The sequence below is a fragment of the Marinobacter sp. PE14 genome, assembly GCF_053566155.1.
In genome coordinates, this window is sequence record NZ_JBQXNY010000002.1 from 370,983 (window position 1) to 387,531 (window position 16,549).

The window sequence follows — 16,549 nt, forward strand, 5'->3', positions numbered from 1 at the left end:
CCGGGAACTTATCGACCGATTTCCAAACTTACTGCTATTCTTGAACAATTGCTCATAAAAGGGAACGGTCATGACTGACTCAAGTCGGGAAAAGGAGATAGAACTGATTCGGGGCTTGAAAACTGGTGATAATGACTCTTTTCAGGAAGCAGTGCGTGCCTACACCCCCGGCATGTTAGCAGTCGCCCGGTTCTATCTGGACCATTCCAGTGCAGAAGAAGTCGTTCAGGACTGCTGGGTTAAAGTTATTGATGCTATCCATGGCTTTGAAGGTCGTTCAGGTTTAAAAACCTGGTTGCACCGCGTTGTTGCCAACCGTTGCAAGAATCAGCTTCGTTCGACTAACAGGGAAATCCCGACGGACTTCTCGGAGAGCCTGGAGCCAGAACTGGCCCATCGTTTTAATGCCAAAGGACGCTGGGAGCTGCCGCCGAAACTGCAGTTTCATGATTCTGCCGATACCCTGATGGAAAACGGCGCCCTCAGCGATTGCCTGGACAAACACCTCTCTGCCCTGCCGGAAACCCAGCGCTCGGCCCTGATGCTCTACGAAGCTCATCAGCACAAATCCGATGATGTCTGTAACATTCTGGATGTCAGTGCCTCTAATCTCCGGGTGCTGTTGCACCGCGCCCGGCAGAAAATCTTTCTGATGGTTGAGAACTTCCAGGAGACCGGCGAATGCTGATGTGCAAGGATCTCGCGGTTATTGCCAGCGATTACATTGATGGCGAACTCCCGGTTCTCCAGAACATGTCCGTGAAAATGCACCTGATGATGTGCAAGGACTGCCGGACCTTTATTGGCAACCTGCGGGCAAGCACCGACATGTTAAACGCACATTCCTCTGGCCAGGCAGATGAGGAACTTATCCGCAAGATTGACGAACGAGTAGCCCAGGCGCTGAAGCAAGGGGCTCAAGGCCCCACAAACCAGGACCCGGAATAATCGAACTCAGCGTCCTGTGACTGAAAGTCGCCGGGAGCAGTCTTGGCGCTTCCTCTGCTCCGCTTCCAGTTCAACCGCCCAGCTTTCCACATCAACAGGTACAGTTCCAATAATCTCCAGCGAACGATCTTCAAGCACCGCCTTCAGGCCTAGCACCCGCCGCTGATTGATAACCTCGTCACGATGGTAAAGGAGCGCTTCGATCTGGGGCCGAAAGCAACGCACCATGGCTGTCAGCCAACGGTTAACAGGCCAACTTGGGTGAGCATGGTCAATGGCAAACCGATCCAGCGCGCCCGCGACCACCTCGGCAGGCAGCCAGCTCTCATCCGTTACCCAGCGGTTTACGGTAAAAAGATCCGTGGGATATCCCCACGCATCCATGGATATGGCAATCAAGTGTGCCACCCGATCCTCTGCAATCGGGCCCATGAGTGGTTTTGCCTCCTCGGGTAAGGCCCCGTTGCGCAGGAACAAATGGAAATGACCATGCTCGGCGTGGTCCTCCCGGTGAGCGTGGTAATAATACTGGGACGCCGTTTCCTGATCGTACACATCGTCCTTCGGGTAATGCTCCATCTCATAGAAAGGACCCTGCCCCTTGAGAACCTCACCGACCACATTCAGCCCGCCTTTTTTCAGCACCCGGTAGCACTCCCTGATCTCGTGGATGGCCGCGAGACTGTCTGACAACTGCTTTTCCATGAGGCTTCCCGGCCTCGTAACATGAAGCTCTTGCATAGTTTTTTGCTCCTTACCGCGCGACTCCGGAAAACCCCCGAAGCCGCGCGATCCAATCCTTCAACTGATCACGCAGCGACATCTGCCCTTCGCTTACCACTACTGGCCGAGCAGGGATTCTTCGCGGCACAGGGATTTCTGGTAGCGCCCGGATTTTTCGTCGCGCAGGGGTTCTTACCAGCGCACGGGCCGCAAGCACCACATTTGCCCCCTTTCAAGGCACAGGGGTTGGCGGAAAGCTGCGTCTGGATATTGGCCATGTAGGTCGTTAACGCCGCAAGCTGCTCGCCGCCCCAGTCCAGAGGTTCGGCAGCCATGGGTCGCACCATGCAGATCTGAACCATCTCATCCAGATGCACTGACTCCATGCCAAAGATGTTTCTGGCCATCGTCACCGAATGTGGGTAGGCGTTGGTAAAGGTTGCGTTGTAACCCGCACCATCGTTATGGCAGGTCGCGCAAGACAACCCATTGCTACTCAGGGACGTGTCGTTAAACAGCTTCTTCCCGAGCGCCATGAGCTTGCAGGGATTGCCCTCGTAGGGCTGGTAAGCCGCTGGCCGGGTAACCTTTTTGGCGGCGCAGGGATTGGGCTTTGCCCCGCACTTGCCGGTGGCCGCGCACGGGTTGCAGCCTTCGGTTGCGCACGGATTCTTCGACGCACAGGGGTTTTTCGTTGCACACGGGTTTTTTGCGGCGCAGGGATTGCACCCGGCTTTACAGCCAGCCTTGCACTGTTGTCCTGCCTTACACTGATTCTTGCAAGGAGAACAGGGACCGCAGGCAGCCGAAGCCATACCTCCGGCTCCAAGCATGGCGGTCACCAGTGCGGCAGACCACCAGGTCGTGCGTCGATGTTCATATGATGTGCGAATCGCTTTTCTCAACGGATGTATCGTGGACATGGTCTCTCTCCCTGTTCACAGAGTTTTTGAGGCGGGCTTTGGAAGCCCGTGATCGCTGCGATGAGCGGTCAGATTAGGAGACACATGAGTTTCGGAACTATTACAGCTACTCAGAAAACGAACAGCATTTTTTTGCAAACCTGAAAAAGGTAGGCCACGTTTCTTGCAGACATAAAAAAGGGTGGAGCACAGCTCCACCCAAGGGGTTTACAACCCGACCAACGATGCAGAGGCGAACAACACGAAACACGATGGACGAAATAAAGACCTCACTCACACTGACACGGGAACCAAAGCGTTGTTACAACGTAATTCATGTAGCGGAAAGAAGATTTATGCTTCAGCAATACATTCAAATCCGACATTGAGGATCCCCGATGGCCTGCAAAATCCCGCACGAAAGAAAAGCTGCCATAACTGCCGCCCTGGCAGGAGGCTGGGTCGCGGACGCGGCGAGCCTGGGTTTGCACTGGCTCTACAACAGCGAGCGCATCGCAGAGGTTGGCGGCCAGACACCGGAATTTCTCCCGCCAAGGGCGGACTATTATACGAAGGGGTTTGGCTACTTTGCCCATGAAGGTAAGCAAGTTGGCGATGTGAGTCACTATGGCGCCGCAACGGGCGTTCTGACGGACAGTTTATTAGCTAACAACGCCGTACTGGATGTACGGGATTATCAACGCCGGTTTCGTGCCTTTTTTGGCCCAGGCGGGCAGTGGCGGGGATTTATCGACAATCCTACGCGCATTACTCTTGAGAACTTCAACGCCAATGAGCGCGAAGCGGTCAAGCAGGCACAGGACACCATGCCCGCCGGACTGACCGAAAAACAAAAGCGGGTGCTGGTGCAAAAAGTGATGCCCTATACCCGCCGGCTGAGTGGCGACCAGCTCGCTCAACCGGTTCGCGAGGCCATCAACCTGACCTACAAAGAAGCAAAAGTGCAGGAGGCCGGTGTCCATCTGGCAGAAACCATCGACCGCTATCTGGTGCGGGAAAGTGGGGCAGACGATCTGCAACTGCCAGCGGTGTCGAAACTGCCACCACTGGTTGCCTCTTACTGCATGAGTCGCGAACTTCTGGAAGCCACGGAAGCGGCCGTCCGGGTCACGAACAACAACGACGATGCCGTAGCCTGGGCGAAATGCGCAGCGTTGCTTCTGGATCGGCTCTTCCGGGGCGAAGGGCTTTCCGAAGCCATGGATGCCGCCATCATCGAGGCGCCGGTTCAGGATTCCCTGAACCGTGCCCGCGCGGGCTCAGAACTGGACGGCGTTAGTGCTGGCGATACCTTTGGTCGAACCTGCTATCTGCAAGAAGCCATGCCTGTGATTTTTCACATTCTCAACCACGCCGGGAGCTACACGGAGGCCATTCGCGCCAACATTCATTGTGGCGGCGACTCCTGCGGCCGCGCCTGGATCATTGGCCCTGCCATGGCGGCTATTCATGGCGTTGGCGGTGAAACAGGCATTCCCCTGAGCTGGCTCGCGAAGGTTACCAATGCTGCGTCCCTATATCAGGATATCGAATCGTTGCTAGTCAGCTAGGCATTCACTGTAAAACTCAAACCCGCCCATCCAGATGCAGCCAACGGGACAGCCGGGAGTGCGGGCGCCGCCGCAGGTACAGGGGCAGTGTGCTCATCACCAACAGCACTGTAGCGGCCGCCAAAACGGTCAGGGTGGGATTGAGCTCGAAGGTATGACCCAGACCGGCAAACACGAAGGTCATGGGCAACATGCCAAGCATGGTGGCCAGGGCGTAACGCCAGAGATGTATGGCCGTCACACCAGCGGCATAGCTGATCAGGGCAAAGGAAAACAGGGGAATGAGACGGGTCAGGAATACCGCGATGAACAGGAACCGCTGAGAACCGTGGGCCGAGAATACCGGGTTGTTTTCAAGCTTTTTCTGAACAACCTCGCGCCCGAGCACCCGGGCCAGATAGAACGCAATGAGCGAGCCGGCCAGGGCACCGATTACCGCAATCGCTGTACCGCTGAACATGCCGTACACCAGGCCGGACGCCGCACTGATCGGCAAAGTGGGTATCGGCCCGACCACCACGGCCAGAATCATCAGGAGCATCAACAACACAGGGCCCAAGGTGCCCTGGTTGGCGAACCAGTCGGACAGCACCGACGGCGCAAAGCTGGCCGGCATACCCAATTGCCGCAGCAGCAACCAGATCGCCGCCATCAGCAGCGCGACAATAGCCAGAAATGAGAGACGGAAAACCAACTGCGAACGGGTCATATGGCCATTCTACCCGCTATCCCGGAAACAGGAAGCGATAGCCGTTGTCCGCAATTGCCTCAGGAACCCGAAAGGCTCAGCTGGCCAGTCGGTTAACCTGCTCCACAAAGGCCGTTGGCAGGGTGTCGATCACCGGCCGGGCATCGCCGCACACATCCGGGTTCGGGGCATCCGGCTCTTTTGCCAGCACTATCGGCGATTCTGACCAGTGCAGCAGCTCCAGTTTGCCGTTCTCCTGCTCCACCAGGGCCGTGCAGTGCTCCACCCAGTCACCGTCGTTGCAGTAAAGTCCTTCTTCGCTGCGTAGGAAGCCGGCAGAGTGGATGTGCCCGCAAATAAAGCCGTCGTAGTTGCCCTTTTCCGCGACCGTCAGGGCTGCCAGCTCGAACCGGCGGATGAAGGTGCGGGCCTTGCCGATACGGCTTTTCACCCAGGCTGCCAGCGACCAGTAGGGCTTGCCCTTGAGCCGGCGCCAGGTGTTGAACCAGCGGTTCAGGCGCAGCAGCATGCCGTGGGCACGGTCGCCGACCAGAAGCATCAGCGGGCTGCAACGCACCACCTGATCAAACTGGTCGCCATGGCAGACCATGAACCGACGGCCATCCGCCGTGGTGTGCACGGCTTTGTATCGAAGCTCAATGCCGGCGATGGTCTGGCCGCAGAACCGGCGCAGGAAATCGTCGTGATTGCCGGGCACGTAAACCACTCGGGTTCCGCTGGCCGCCAGCTCAATGAGTTTGTGGATGACGGCCTGATGGGAATCGGGAAAGTGCACCCGCCGCTGCATCGCGATCAGGTCGATAATGTCGCCCACCAGATAGAGGGTTTCGCAGCGGACGTGGCTCAGGAAGTCCAGCAGGTATTCAGCCTGGCAGTCTGCCGTGCCAAGGTGTACGTCGGAAATGAAAACGCTCCGGTAACTCCTCATGTCGTCTCCCGTCATTCAACCAGTCCGGACACTGGTACCTTGGCAAGAGCCGGTGACGAGCAAGTGACAAGGGTGAGACAGTTCTGTGACGATGAGGATGGGGCGGGCAGGCGAACCGTCCGGTAACCCGCCGGGTTACCGGAACACCGTTGATCCGGTGGTATATGGCCCGCTAGCGCAGGTCCGGATTCAGAGTATAGGTACCCGTAACCCTTGCGCTGGCCAGCACATGCCCTGCCATGGCTTCGCGCACATCGTTACCATCGAACTCGCCATCAAGGGCAAGGGTATCCACGTCCAGTGCGTGCACCTCGAAGTGGTAGTGATGGATGATTTCATCGTTCCAGGGCGGACATGGGCCATCGTACCCGGCGTAAGTGCCGTTCATGTCGGGATTACCCGCCAGAAACTGGGTGTAGTTGTTCACGCCGCGGATACCGATGGGGCCGGGACCCGACTCCTTGCCCTTGGGAATCACGCCATCGCTGTCCTCGCCCTCAGGGATCCGGCTGGTACCGGCCGGTACATCCACCAGCAGCCAGTGGAAAAAATCGACCCGAGGGATGTCCTTCGAGACGGTCTTGCCTTCCTGGTTCACGTCGTCTGCAACGCTGGGCACGTCCGGATCGAACATCATCACCACGAAGCTCTTGGTGCCCTCGGGCGCATCCTCCCAGACAACCTCGGGGTTCCGGTTGGGACCGAAGCTCATGTGATCTTCTTCGCTGTAGACCCCGAATGCGAATTTCTCGGGAATCGGCTGGCCTTCGTCTATGCCTTGAACCTCTAGTTTCACGGCGTTGCCTCCTGTGGTTTTTGGCCTTGGACTGTGTCTGGGACAGTCTCATTCTGTGATAATACGGTTTTAACACAAAATCGATTCAACTGACCACGGAGCCCCGATGAGCCAACAGAAGCCCGGCAAGCCGCAACAGCCCTCAAACCAGAAAGACGAGGATGCGGTTGCCTTCGCCCAGGGTATTTTCGAACTGGCCCGCAACGGTGGCGCTGGCCCTCTCAGCGTGATGCTTGATGCCGGCGTCCCGGTCAACATGCGCACCAGCGAGGGCGAGACCCTGCTGATGCTGGCCAGCAAACACGGCCACTCGGAAACGGTACGTCTGCTGCTGGAAAAAGGCGCCGATCGCGATGCGAAGGACAGCAGTGGCAATACCGCACTGTCGCTGGCAAAAACCGACAGCGTAAGACGCCTGTTCGAAGAGCCCGGCCGGTAAGCCGGCATGCTCAACAAAGGCGAGATCATTCACCACACCCGTGATGCCCTGGGCAGCATTCTGGTGGTCGATTACCGCAAACACCGGGTGCTTACCTTCAATTCGGTGTTCGAGCAGAGCAAGATCGACCGTCGATACCCCTATCTGCCAGTACACGAGTACAACCGGGCCATGATGCTGCCGTCAGTATTTGCCAAACCCCGCCACGTCACCATTCTGGGCCTGGGCGGCGGCGTAATGGCCGGCGCATTTCACCATCTCTATCCTCAATGCCGGATACACGCTGTCGAACTTCGCCAGGCGGTACTGGACACAGCAAGGGAGTTTTTCGATCTGCCGGACAGTGAGCGCCTTGAGGTGACCATTGCCGATGCCAGGGATGCCCTGGAAAAGCTCCCGACGGCGAGCACGAATATGATTCTGGCCGATCTTTATAACGCAGACCGGATGAGCCCGGCCCAGGCCCAGAAGCAGTTCGTAGATGAGTGCGCCCGAGTGCTGACCGAAGACGGCTGGCTGGTGTTGAACTACCACCGCACCCCGGATGTCGAAGGAGCGTACTTCCGACGGCTCAAGAGGCATTTTGCGGTGCTTCTGGGCTTTCGTAGCAAAAGCAACAACACCGTGGTTTATGCCAGCAAACAGCACTTCCAGTCGGTGCACCCCAAAGACCCGGTTTTGGAGGAACTGGAAAGCCGGCTGCCCATTGACTGGCGTCGATTGATGGCAAAAGTGAGCCGAATGGAGTGAGCTGGAAAATCGTCTCGGAGTTGATCTGCGTCCTTGATGATTATTGGGGATGATCCATAGTTACTGGTATGGAATCCACTGTGTTGGAGAGGAGTACTGACCATGAGTGAGGAAGACTATAAAAAGCTTCATCCGGTGCTGAGCGAGGTCACCAAGACCTACGTCGATCTCTACACCAATCGGCCCAATGAGAAAAACCGTGAGCAGCTGATCAAACTCGAAGCCCTGCTGCACGAGAAGCTGGAAGCGATTCAGAAGGCCAAGGAAAAAGCGGATTAAGGCCCGACTGCGCCGGGCCCTGGTCGTTCAGGTCCACTTTTCCCCGGGGCTTTGATAGCCACGGAAGGCCCGGTGCAGAACGTCCGGCTGGTCGGCCCTGATCAACATGTCGATGTACTGCTGCTGAAGAAACCCGGCCCGCTCCATGTTCTCCGCCATCGCCAGCAACGGGTCAAAAAACCCGTTGACGTTGTAGATGGCGCAAGGCTTGTGGTGCAGCCCCAACTGCCCCCAGGTCCAGGCCTCGAACAACTCTTCCAGGGTGCCAATGCCGCCCGGCAGCGCGACAAAGCCGTCGGCTAGATCCGCCATCAAAGCCTTGCGTTCGTGCATGTTTTTGACCACGTGTAGCTCGGTCAAGCCAGAATGGGCCAGCTCCCGGTCCCGCAGATGCTCGGGTATGACCCCGTGAACCCGACCGCCAGCGGCCAATACCGCATCGGCCACAACACCCATCAGACCGACGTGGCCGCCACCGAACACCAGCTCAATACCATTGCGACCGAAATAATCACCCAGCTCCCGGGCCTTGTCCGCGTAGAGCGAATCGTTGCCGGACCGGGAGCCACAATAGACCGCGACCTTCATTCACCGTCCCCGATCTTGTCCTGGGTCTGGGTCTCGAAATCGCTGGCATCGTGGCGCTCGTGCAGCTGGCTGCTCGGTTCACCCCAGGCTCGGTTAACCATGCGGCCACGCCTGACCGCGGGGCGCTGGGCAATCTCATCCGTCCAGCGGATGACGTTGGTGTAAGTGTGGGCTTCAAGGAACTCGGCCGCATCGTACACCTTGTTTTTCACCAGGGCGCCGTACCAGGGCCAGATGGCCATATCGGCAATGGTGTATTCATCGCCCGCGATGTACCGGTTATTGGCCAGCTGACGGTCGAGCACATCCAGCTGACGCTTGACTTCCATGGTGTAGCGGTTGATCGGGTACTCGTAGTATTCCGGCGCGTAGGCGTAGAAATGACCGAAGCCGCCACCGAGCATGGGCGCACTGCCCATCTGCCAGAACAGCCAGTTCATGGTTTCGGCACGGCCGGCGATGTCTTTGGGCAAGAAAGCCCCGAACTTTTCCGCCAGGTAGAGCAGGATCGACCCGGACTCGAACAGGCGGATGGAGGGGCTGACACTGTGGTCCATCATGGCAGGAATCTTGGAGTTGGGGTTCACCTCCACAAAGCCGCTGCCAAACTGGTCGCCCTCGGTAATCTTGACGAGCCAGGCATCGTACTCGGCGTCTTTGATACCCAGCTCCAGCAGCTCCTCCAGCATCACCGTTACTTTCACGCCGTTGGGCGTCGCCAGCGAATAAAGCTGCAACGGATGCTTGCCAACCGGTAGCTCCTTGTCGTGGGTCGGACCGGCGATCGGGCGGTTGATACTGGCAAACCGACCTCCGCTCTCGGAGTCCCATTTCCAGACTTTGGGTGGCGTGTAGGTAGCGTCGGTCATGGCATTTCTCCTCACAAAGTAGCACTCAGCTGGCTCCGAGGTCGCATTGAGCCCGGGGCCAAAAACTCTAGCATGGAAGATCAAACAAAAAGAACCACAGGAGTACCCCATGGCAGGGCGCATTGTGCTCCTTCTTGCCTGTCTGTTTGTAATGCCCCAGGTTCAGGCCGAGCTGTCAGACAGCAAGCGGGCGCTGATTCAGGAGCTGTTTCCCTCGGCAACGGTCGTTGAAGACAAGTTGCCGGATTTTCCCGTGTACCCGGTGTATCAACTCCAGGAACTGCTCGGCTATGCCTACGAAACCATAGATCACAGCCGCCTCCAGGGCTTTGCCGGCAAACCGATCAGCATGCTGATCGGCCTGGACAGCAAAGGGCGTTTCACCGGTATCAAGGTGCTGAATCACCACGAGCCGGTCTTTCTGCATGGCCTGGGCGAAGAGCCCCTGTTCGAGTTTGTAGACCAATACGAAGGGCATTCGTTACAAGAGCAGATTATTGTCAGCACCTCCAACTCCAGCCGTTCCGGACGCACCAGTGACGGCAACGTGGTGCATTTTGACGGTGTCAGCAAGGCCACGGTCTCGGTCCTGATCATCAATGACACCGTGCTCTCTTCAGCCCTCAAGGTCGCCCGCAAGAAACTCGAGGGCTTTGCCCAGAGCGCACCAACAAGGGCGAAACCGGATTTCTTCCAGCCCATGTCCTGGCAGCAACTGGTGGATCGCGGTTACATTGGGCACTGGCAGATTGCCGCCGAGTCCATCGAGGCCGAGCTGGGCCGGCCTCTTTCAGACTACCCCATGGACATCGAACCCGCAGACGGCGAACCTTTTACCGAGCTTTTCTTCGCCTACATCAATTCGCCCATGGTGGGACGGAACCTGCTCGGAGACGATGGCTACCAGCGCCTCATGCAACGGCTGGATGACGGCGCACAGGTTCTGGCCGTCATGTCACGTGGCGCCTTTACCCACGTTTCCCGCGAGTTCGTCCCCGGCAGTTCCCCTGACCGTGTTGGGCTCACCCAGAACAACCTTGCCGTGGAAATGCGCGACCTGAACCTGCTGGACCAGAATCTCGATTTCCGGGCGGCCGGCATACCGTCATTCGAGGCCGGCAACCTGTTTCGCGTCGGCGGTAACGCCGGCTTCAACCCGGGCGCGGAAGCCAACATGAAGCTGAATGTCGAACTGGCCCGCAATCACCTGATGGTGGACCGGGCATCCCTGGATATCCCGGTTCAATTCAACGAAGAGCTGTTTGAAACCGTCGAGGTTGCCCCCTACCCTGAGGACACCCGGCAACCGGTCTGGATCGGCCTGTGGAAAGAACGCTGGTGGCAGATTTCACTGCTGGTTCTCAGCCTGACCGTTCTGACCGTGTTCTTCGCCAAACAGAAAACGCTGAGCCGAAACCCGAAGCTGGTGCAGAGGTTCCGCTGGGGCTTCCTCTTTTTCACCCTGTTTTTCATTGGCTTTTACGCCCAGGGTCAGCTTTCGGTTGTTAATATCTATACCCTGTTCCTGGCCATCTGGGACGGTTTCTCCCTCAATGTCTTCCTGCTCGATCCAATCATCTTCATTCTCTGGGTCTACACCTTCGTAACCCTGTTCATCTGGGGCCGGGGCCTGTTCTGTGGCTGGCTCTGCCCGTTTGGCGCCCTGCAGGAAATGGCCGCCTGGCTTGGTGAAAAACTGAAATTCCGGCAGATCAAGGTGCCTGAGCAATGGCACCGGCGCCTGATCCTGCTCAAATACCCCATACTGGTTGGCCTCGTTGGCACTGCGTTCTACTCCCTGACCATTGCCGAGAAGCTTGCGGAAGTAGAGCCTTTCAAAACCAGCATCACCCTGTTTTTCGTTCGCTCCTGGCCATTCGTGCTCTACGCCGTTGGCCTGCTGGTACTCGGCATGTTTATTCACAAATTCTACTGCCGTTACCTGTGCCCACTAGGCGCCGGCCTTGCCGTGCTTGGACGGCTCCGGCTGTTCAGCTGGCTGGACCGGGTCGAGCTCTGTGGCAACCCCTGCCAGCATTGCAAGAACGAGTGCGGTATCAACGCTATTCGCAAGGATGGCCGGATTGATTACGACGAGTGCATTCAGTGTCTGGAGTGTGTCGTTATTCTCGAAGACGAGACCCAATGCGTCGACAAACGCCTCGAGACCAAAAAACGATCAAGGCAAGCAAACATACTGGCAACGGACGCGGGCTAGCCCGCTCCGTTGCACCAAACCCCGGATTACTGCTTCTTCTGCCATTCAAACTTCTTGAACGGCTCATCAACCGGCGTTTCCGCAATGTGATTAACGTAGTTACTCATGACTTTCTGGGACAATACCAGAATCACTTCCAGTACCTGGCGGTGCTGGTAGCCGGCTTCATAGAAGGCGTCCACATCTTCTTTGCTGACATTGCCGTGTTTGCGCATGACTGCGAGGGTGAAGGTTCGGAGCGCCTCAAGCTTGTCGCTCGGCAGCGGCGTTTCGTCCCGCAGTGCATTGGTAATGTCGTCAGACACCTCCATCATCTTGGCAATGCCGGTATGGGCAGGGACGCAGTAATGACAGGCGTTTTCAACGTTGATGGTTTGCCAGACCACGGTCTTCTCATCGTTATCAAAGCTGCTGTCCAGTACCAGTTGATGCAGTTGCTGGTAACCCTCAAGAATGCCCGGCGCTTCCGCCATTACCGCATGCAGGCCAGGGATCATGCCGAACGCCTGGAGGGAATTGTCCAGCAGGGGCTTGGATTTTTCCGGTGCGCTGTCTTTGTCGTGAAGGGGAAAATTTGTCATATCCGACTCCTTAATTGAATGATTGCTCAATTTCGACTACAGGCTAACTGTTATTGAGTGATCATTCAAGATATAGTTGAGCAGTCATTCAAAGCACGACAATGGTGAATTGTTGTTATGGCCAGACACCCACGCTATGACCGAAAAACTGCTCTGGAAAAGGCCGTTGGCCTATTCTGGGAGAAGGGCTATCACGGCAGCTCCATGAAGCAGATCGAGCAGGCCCTCGACATGCGGCCGGGCAGCATCTACGCCACGTTTGGCAGCAAGGACGGTCTGTTTTCAGAGGCACTGGCCGCCTATGCGGAACAGGGCGGTAGAGAGTTGGCCGTGCATCTCAAGGGATTTGATTCGATCGTTGACGGTCTTCAGGACTATCTGCGCGGCATCGCCTGCAGTTGCGGCGACAGGAGCGCAGCACCCTCGCGGGCCTGCATGATCGTGAAAACGCTGTTGGAATCCAGCAATACCCATTCGGGCCTGGCGGACCAGGCCAACAGCATTCTCGCTGCCATTGAGCAATCCATGGCAGATTTGGTAGAGCAGGCTCGGGTGGAAGGCGAGCTGGTGCAATCGGTAGACAGCCGTCGACTTGCCCGCCTCCTGCAGTCGCAGATCATGGGCCTGAGATCCATGGGTGAACGCAATCTGGATCCCCAAGCCATGAAAGACCTTGGTGACGATATGGCCACCATCCTGGACAGATACCGCACCCAGCATTGAACCGGCCCCTTCCGCGGCTCCGGCGAACGCACCACCCCACGGGTTCGCGAACGCCGGGTCCGAGGGAAGCAGCACTTCCGTAGAATTGTACCCACTGGCACGGCCACGTTAACATTAGGGCCCGGTCCGAACCCTGACCTGTTTCCCGATCGAATTCCGGCTGCACGTCTGGCTACCAGTGAGGACAGCCAAGCATTCTTACCTGAAGAATGCTTGGCTATCTTCACTTACAGGTCTGATTGTCATGGAAAACCTTCATCACATTGTTGTGGTCGGCGGTGGCGCCGGCGGTCTCGAACTTGTTACCAGCCTCGGCAACAAACTGGGTAAAAAACGAAAAGCCAGAATCACGCTGGTGGATTCTGGCCTGACCCACGTCTGGAAACCCCTGCTGCACGAAGTTGCCTCCGGTTCCCTGGATGCCAGCGCGAACGAGATCAACTACCGCGCCCATGCCCGCAAACACCATTACGAATTCCAGCTCGGCCGCATGAGCGGACTGGACCGCAATAGCAAGAGAGTGGTCATAGCGCCGTTCCACGATGTCGACGGCTCAGAGGTCGTTCCCGAACGCCATATCCCGTACGACACACTGGTGATTGCTGTGGGCAGCACCGCCAACGACTTTGGCACACCCGGCGCCCAGGACAACTGCCTGTTCCTGGACAGCCTCAACCAGGCCCGGCGCTTCCACAACCTGATGCTCAACGCCTTTCTGCGCAAGAATCACGAGGCCTTTCAAGGGGCTGCACACACCCTGAACATCAGCATCATCGGCGCGGGTGCCACCGGCGTAGAACTGGCAGCAGAATTGCGACTGGCGTCCCGCGAGCTGCCGGTATACGGCATGAACCACCTTCAGCCCTCGGACGTTTCCATTTCCGTGATCGAGGCCGCTGACCGTATTCTTCCGGCCCTGCCGGGCCGGCTGTCTGCAGCGGCCACAAGGGAGCTGGAACACCAGCGGGTGAAAGTACTGACCGGCCAGCCAGTCAGTGAGGTACGGTCGAATACGGTGGTGATGAAAGACGGCACCGAGTTACCCTCGGAAATGACCATTTGGGCAGCGGGCATCAAGGCCCCGGCGTTCCTGGCTGAGCTGAAAGGTCTGGAGGTGAACCGGAGCAATCAACTGGTGGTGGAACAGACCCTGCAAACCACCCAGGATGCCAATATCTTTGCCTTCGGCGACTGCGCTGCCTGTCCGCAACCGGATTCCGACCGGCCGGTTCCACCCCGGGCCCAGGCTGCACACCAGCAGGCCGACACCCTGTTCAAGACCCTCTGCAACCGCCTGGCCAATGGCGAGGCGGTGCCCTTCGTCTACAACGACCACGGTTCGCTGATCAATTTTAGCCGTTACACCACCGTCGGCAATCTGATGGGCAACCTTTCCGGCCGCAGCATGTACATCGAGGGCAAGGTGGCCCGCATGTTCTACCTGTCCCTCTACCGGATGCATCAGGTAGCCCTGCACGGCATGTTCCGCACCGGGATCATCTGGCTGATGGATAAAATCAGTCGTGCCATGCAACCCCGACTCAAACTACACTAGAGACACAGTCGAGCGGCAACGAAGTGGAGCGGGTGAAGGGAATCGAACCCTCGTATGCAGCTTGGGAAGCTGCCGTTCTACCATTGAACTACACCCGCAAAAAATGACCGCGAGAGCAATATAAGCGGTTAGCCCGGCAATGGGCAAGCATTCTGTCTGGAGCAACAATGGACCCCACCCTGACTCTGATTGGCGCCCTGATGCTGGTCATCAGTATCGTGCTCAGCCCGCTTTCCAGCCGGGTGGGCATGCCTGTGCTGCTGATCTTTCTGGTGGTCGGCATGATGATGGGCGAAGACGGCCCGGGTGGCATCCAGTTCGACGATTTTGAGCTGGCGTTTCTGATTGCCAATCTGGCACTGGGCGTGATCCTACTGGACGGCGGCATGCGCACCCGTGCCGAAACCTTTCGCGTGGGCCTGAAACCGGCCCTGGTGTTGGCCACGCTCGGGGTCGCAATGACCGCCGCCGGTGCTGCGGTTGTAGCCTGGTGGGTATTCGATCTGCACTGGCTGACAGCCCTGCTGATTGGCGCCATCATTTCATCCACCGATGCCGCCGCCGTGTTTTCCCTGCTTCAGGGGCGGGGCCTGCACCTGAACGAACGGGTCAGTGCAACGCTGGAGATCGAATCCGGCAGTAACGACCCCATGGCGATTTTCCTGACCCTGATGCTGGTTACGCTCATCGGCAACGATGGCGACCACGCCGGCTGGGCGGTGTTATCCATGCTGGTGCAGCAGTTCGGCGTCGGCGCCGTTGCCGGAATCATTGGCGGCTTCGCCGTGGTTGAGCTTGCCAACCGGATCCGCCTGACCCCGTCGCTGTATCCCCTGCTGGTCGCCGCTGCCGGCATCTCGGTGTTTTCTGCCACCAACGCCCTCGGCGGCAGCGGATTTCTGGCCATTTACCTGACCGGCGTGGTGATCGGTAACCGCCATGTCCGGATGATGCCGATGATCCTGCAAGTGCACGACGGTCTGGCATGGCTGGCCCAGTTGTGCCTGTTCCTGATGCTCGGACTGCTGGTAACGCCCTCCGATCTGATTCCACTGGCCGGCGGCGGACTGATCCTGGCCCTCTCGCTGATTTTCATTATCCGCCCGCTGACGGTGATGCTCACCCTCTGGCCGTTTGCCTTCAATCGGCGCGAGCTTGGTTTCATTAGCTGGGTCGGCCTCAGGGGCGCGGTGCCGATCGTACTGGCCCTGTTCCCGATCATCGCGGACTTGCCAGAAGCCCAACTGGTCTTCCACGCGGCTTTCTTTATCGTCCTGGTCTCTCTCCTGGTTCAGGGCACCACCATGACACCCCTGGCCCGGAAACTCCGTCTGGAAGTTCCCGCCGGAGAGGATCCCTATCGAAGGCTGCCCCTGGATGCGCCGGCCGCGGGCGACCACGAATTAATGCTGTTCCCCCTGCGGGGCGAAATCTGGGAAACGCCGCGGCGGCTGAGCCAGCTGCGATTTCCTGAGAACACCGCCGTAGCCGGCGTCTTCCGCAACCGGGTTTGCCTGCAGCCGAAAGCCGATCTGGAAGTTTCCAGTGGCGACATGGTGGCGATGTTCGCAACCCCCAGTGTGTTGCCGGAGCTCGGCAAGGCTCTGAGTGGCCGGCACGCGCCCAAATACCTGGCTGAACGGGCATTTTTCGGGGATTTTGTGCTCAACGGCGATGCCCTTCTGGGTGACGTCGAGCAGGTCTATGGCATTGAATTCGACGATCTGCCCCCGGAGCTGTCCCTGGCTGAATGCTTTGCCAGGCGTACCAAGGGACACCCGGTTGTCGGTGACGTGGTTACCCTTGGCCCGGTAACACTGGTTGCCCGGGCCACCAGTGCCGACAAGGTGACGAAGGTGGGACTGAAGATGGACAGTTCACAAAATGGTTGATCAGCGAACCAGATAGCCAAAAAAGTTAACAAAACCCCTTAACAGATCCCTTGCGGGCTATGGTATAAAACGCCTGTA

At 57.9% G+C, this 16,549-nt stretch carries 18 protein-coding genes and 1 tRNA gene; 10 read left to right on the plus strand and 9 right to left on the minus strand.

Annotation, left to right across the window (positions count from 1 at the left end):
- Window positions 1–70 precede the first annotated feature (70 nt).
- Together ACWJ62_RS07620 and ACWJ62_RS07625 are read left to right on the plus strand one after the other, a co-directional pair.
- The gene (locus ACWJ62_RS07620) at window positions 71–688 is read left to right on the plus strand and encodes an RNA polymerase sigma factor (RefSeq protein ID WP_449285637.1); all 618 of its coding nucleotides are present in this window, start codon (window positions 71–73) and stop codon (window positions 686–688) included.
- Window positions 682–948, plus strand: coding sequence for a zf-HC2 domain-containing protein (locus ACWJ62_RS07625; protein ID WP_449285638.1), 267 nt, complete (start codon window positions 682–684; stop codon window positions 946–948). The genes ACWJ62_RS07620 and ACWJ62_RS07625 overlap by 7 nt, the downstream gene beginning before the upstream one ends.
- A 6-nt stretch (window positions 949–954) precedes the next feature.
- On the opposite strand, the gene ACWJ62_RS07630 is transcribed toward ACWJ62_RS07625, so the two are convergent.
- Both ACWJ62_RS07630 and ACWJ62_RS07635 read right to left on the minus strand, forming a co-directional pair.
- Complete coding sequence (locus ACWJ62_RS07630; protein WP_449285639.1) at window positions 955–1,689, minus strand: DUF6969 family protein; 735 nt, start codon at window positions 1,687–1,689, stop codon at window positions 955–957.
- A 68-nt stretch (window positions 1,690–1,757) separates the two neighbouring features.
- On the minus strand, window positions 1,758–2,594 hold the full coding sequence (locus tag ACWJ62_RS07635; protein ID WP_449285640.1) for a cytochrome c peroxidase: 837 nt from the start codon (window positions 2,592–2,594) through the stop codon (window positions 1,758–1,760).
- Between the two features lie 377 nt (window positions 2,595–2,971).
- On the opposite strand from ACWJ62_RS07635, the gene ACWJ62_RS07640 reads away from it, so the two are divergent.
- Entirely contained in the window at window positions 2,972–4,144 is a 1,173-nt protein-coding gene (locus tag ACWJ62_RS07640; RefSeq protein WP_449285641.1) for an ADP-ribosylglycohydrolase family protein, read from the plus strand.
- A 16-nt stretch (window positions 4,145–4,160) separates the two neighbouring features.
- Here the strand turns inward: ACWJ62_RS07640 and ACWJ62_RS07645 are convergent, their stop codons facing one another.
- From ACWJ62_RS07645 to ACWJ62_RS07655, 3 genes are all read right to left on the minus strand, one after another.
- Window positions 4,161–4,853 carry a TVP38/TMEM64 family protein gene (locus tag ACWJ62_RS07645; protein ID WP_449285642.1) on the minus strand — a complete coding sequence of 231 codons (693 nt, stop codon included), beginning with the start codon at window positions 4,851–4,853 and terminating at the stop codon, window positions 4,161–4,163.
- 76 nt (window positions 4,854–4,929) lie between these two features.
- Window positions 4,930–5,781: a UDP-2,3-diacylglucosamine diphosphatase gene (locus ACWJ62_RS07650; RefSeq protein WP_449285643.1), complete on the minus strand. Its 852-nt coding sequence runs from the start codon at window positions 5,779–5,781 to the stop codon at window positions 4,930–4,932.
- A 172-nt stretch (window positions 5,782–5,953) separates the two neighbouring features.
- Window positions 5,954–6,577 (minus strand): YbhB/YbcL family Raf kinase inhibitor-like protein, encoded by a 624-nt coding sequence (locus ACWJ62_RS07655; protein WP_449285644.1) that lies wholly within the window; start codon window positions 6,575–6,577, stop codon window positions 5,954–5,956.
- Between the two features lie 106 nt (window positions 6,578–6,683).
- On the opposite strand from ACWJ62_RS07655, the gene ACWJ62_RS07660 reads away from it, so the two are divergent.
- The 3 genes from ACWJ62_RS07660 to ACWJ62_RS07670 all read left to right on the plus strand — a co-directional run bounded on the left by ACWJ62_RS07660 (window position 6,684) and on the right by ACWJ62_RS07670 (window position 8,045).
- Complete coding sequence (locus tag ACWJ62_RS07660; protein ID WP_449285645.1) at window positions 6,684–7,016, plus strand: ankyrin repeat domain-containing protein; 333 nt, start codon at window positions 6,684–6,686, stop codon at window positions 7,014–7,016.
- Window positions 7,017–7,022: 6 nt separating this feature from the next.
- Window positions 7,023–7,766: a spermidine synthase gene (locus ACWJ62_RS07665; RefSeq protein ID WP_449285646.1), complete on the plus strand. Its 744-nt coding sequence runs from the start codon at window positions 7,023–7,025 to the stop codon at window positions 7,764–7,766.
- 102 nt (window positions 7,767–7,868) lie between these two features.
- On the plus strand, window positions 7,869–8,045 hold the full coding sequence (locus tag ACWJ62_RS07670; protein WP_162851864.1) for a hypothetical protein: 177 nt from the start codon (window positions 7,869–7,871) through the stop codon (window positions 8,043–8,045).
- Between the two features lie 27 nt (window positions 8,046–8,072).
- Here the strand turns inward: ACWJ62_RS07670 and ACWJ62_RS07675 are convergent, their stop codons facing one another.
- Together ACWJ62_RS07675 and yghU are read right to left on the minus strand one after the other, a co-directional pair.
- A complete protein-coding gene (locus ACWJ62_RS07675) occupies window positions 8,073–8,633 on the minus strand; it encodes an LOG family protein (RefSeq protein WP_449285647.1) in 561 nt (186 codons plus the stop codon).
- Window positions 8,630–9,502 carry a glutathione-dependent disulfide-bond oxidoreductase gene (gene yghU / locus ACWJ62_RS07680; protein ID WP_449285648.1) on the minus strand — a complete coding sequence of 291 codons (873 nt, stop codon included), beginning with the start codon at window positions 9,500–9,502 and terminating at the stop codon, window positions 8,630–8,632. The genes ACWJ62_RS07675 and yghU overlap by 4 nt, the downstream gene beginning before the upstream one ends.
- 109 nt (window positions 9,503–9,611) lie before the next feature.
- On the opposite strand from yghU, the gene ACWJ62_RS07685 reads away from it, so the two are divergent.
- Window positions 9,612–11,720 (plus strand): 4Fe-4S binding protein, encoded by a 2,109-nt coding sequence (locus ACWJ62_RS07685; protein ID WP_449285649.1) that lies wholly within the window; start codon window positions 9,612–9,614, stop codon window positions 11,718–11,720.
- A 26-nt stretch (window positions 11,721–11,746) separates the two neighbouring features.
- Here ACWJ62_RS07685 and ACWJ62_RS07690 read toward each other — a convergent pair whose 3' ends face one another.
- Entirely contained in the window at window positions 11,747–12,301 is a 555-nt protein-coding gene (locus ACWJ62_RS07690; RefSeq protein WP_449285650.1) for a carboxymuconolactone decarboxylase family protein, read from the minus strand.
- Between the two features lie 117 nt (window positions 12,302–12,418).
- On the opposite strand from ACWJ62_RS07690, the gene ACWJ62_RS07695 reads away from it, so the two are divergent.
- Both ACWJ62_RS07695 and ACWJ62_RS07700 read left to right on the plus strand, forming a co-directional pair.
- On the plus strand, window positions 12,419–13,024 hold the full coding sequence (locus ACWJ62_RS07695; protein WP_449285651.1) for a TetR/AcrR family transcriptional regulator: 606 nt from the start codon (window positions 12,419–12,421) through the stop codon (window positions 13,022–13,024).
- Between the two features lie 244 nt (window positions 13,025–13,268).
- Window positions 13,269–14,579: an NAD(P)/FAD-dependent oxidoreductase gene (locus ACWJ62_RS07700; protein ID WP_449285652.1), complete on the plus strand. Its 1,311-nt coding sequence runs from the start codon at window positions 13,269–13,271 to the stop codon at window positions 14,577–14,579.
- A 24-nt stretch (window positions 14,580–14,603) separates the two neighbouring features.
- Here the strand turns inward: ACWJ62_RS07700 and ACWJ62_RS07705 are convergent.
- Window positions 14,604–14,677 (minus strand) — tRNA-Gly (locus ACWJ62_RS07705).
- A gap of 69 nt (window positions 14,678–14,746) precedes the next feature.
- Between ACWJ62_RS07705 and ACWJ62_RS07710 the strand changes: the two genes are divergently transcribed.
- Window positions 14,747–16,471, plus strand: a complete 1,725-nt coding sequence (locus ACWJ62_RS07710) for a potassium/proton antiporter (RefSeq protein WP_449285653.1) — start codon at window positions 14,747–14,749, stop codon at window positions 16,469–16,471.
- Window positions 16,472–16,549 lie beyond the last annotated feature (78 nt).

Excerpts from the sequence above, each read along its gene's own strand:
- ACWJ62_RS07620 (WP_449285637.1), top strand. The coding sequence starts at position 71 with ATGACTGACTCAAGTCGGGAAAAGGAGATAGAACTGATTCGGGGCTTG.
- ACWJ62_RS07625 (WP_449285638.1), top strand. The coding sequence starts at position 682 with ATGCTGATGTGCAAGGATCTCGCGGTTATTGCCAGCGATTACATTGAT.
- ACWJ62_RS07630 (WP_449285639.1), bottom strand. The coding sequence starts at position 1,689 with ATGCAAGAGCTTCATGTTACGAGGCCGGGAAGCCTCATGGAAAAGCAG.
- ACWJ62_RS07635 (WP_449285640.1), bottom strand. The coding sequence starts at position 2,594 with ATGTCCACGATACATCCGTTGAGAAAAGCGATTCGCACATCATATGAA.
- ACWJ62_RS07640 (WP_449285641.1), top strand. The coding sequence starts at position 2,972 with ATGGCCTGCAAAATCCCGCACGAAAGAAAAGCTGCCATAACTGCCGCC.
- ACWJ62_RS07645 (WP_449285642.1), bottom strand. The coding sequence starts at position 4,853 with ATGACCCGTTCGCAGTTGGTTTTCCGTCTCTCATTTCTGGCTATTGTC.
- ACWJ62_RS07650 (WP_449285643.1), bottom strand. The coding sequence starts at position 5,781 with ATGAGGAGTTACCGGAGCGTTTTCATTTCCGACGTACACCTTGGCACG.
- ACWJ62_RS07660 (WP_449285645.1), top strand. The coding sequence starts at position 6,684 with ATGAGCCAACAGAAGCCCGGCAAGCCGCAACAGCCCTCAAACCAGAAA.
- ACWJ62_RS07665 (WP_449285646.1), top strand. The coding sequence starts at position 7,023 with ATGCTCAACAAAGGCGAGATCATTCACCACACCCGTGATGCCCTGGGC.
- ACWJ62_RS07670 (WP_162851864.1), top strand. The coding sequence starts at position 7,869 with ATGAGTGAGGAAGACTATAAAAAGCTTCATCCGGTGCTGAGCGAGGTC.
- ACWJ62_RS07675 (WP_449285647.1), bottom strand. The coding sequence starts at position 8,633 with ATGAAGGTCGCGGTCTATTGTGGCTCCCGGTCCGGCAACGATTCGCTC.
- yghU (WP_449285648.1), bottom strand. The coding sequence starts at position 9,502 with ATGACCGACGCTACCTACACGCCACCCAAAGTCTGGAAATGGGACTCC.
- ACWJ62_RS07685 (WP_449285649.1), top strand. The coding sequence starts at position 9,612 with ATGGCAGGGCGCATTGTGCTCCTTCTTGCCTGTCTGTTTGTAATGCCC.
- ACWJ62_RS07690 (WP_449285650.1), bottom strand. The coding sequence starts at position 12,301 with ATGACAAATTTTCCCCTTCACGACAAAGACAGCGCACCGGAAAAATCC.
- ACWJ62_RS07695 (WP_449285651.1), top strand. The coding sequence starts at position 12,419 with ATGGCCAGACACCCACGCTATGACCGAAAAACTGCTCTGGAAAAGGCC.
- ACWJ62_RS07700 (WP_449285652.1), top strand. The coding sequence starts at position 13,269 with ATGGAAAACCTTCATCACATTGTTGTGGTCGGCGGTGGCGCCGGCGGT.
- ACWJ62_RS07710 (WP_449285653.1), top strand. The coding sequence starts at position 14,747 with ATGGACCCCACCCTGACTCTGATTGGCGCCCTGATGCTGGTCATCAGT.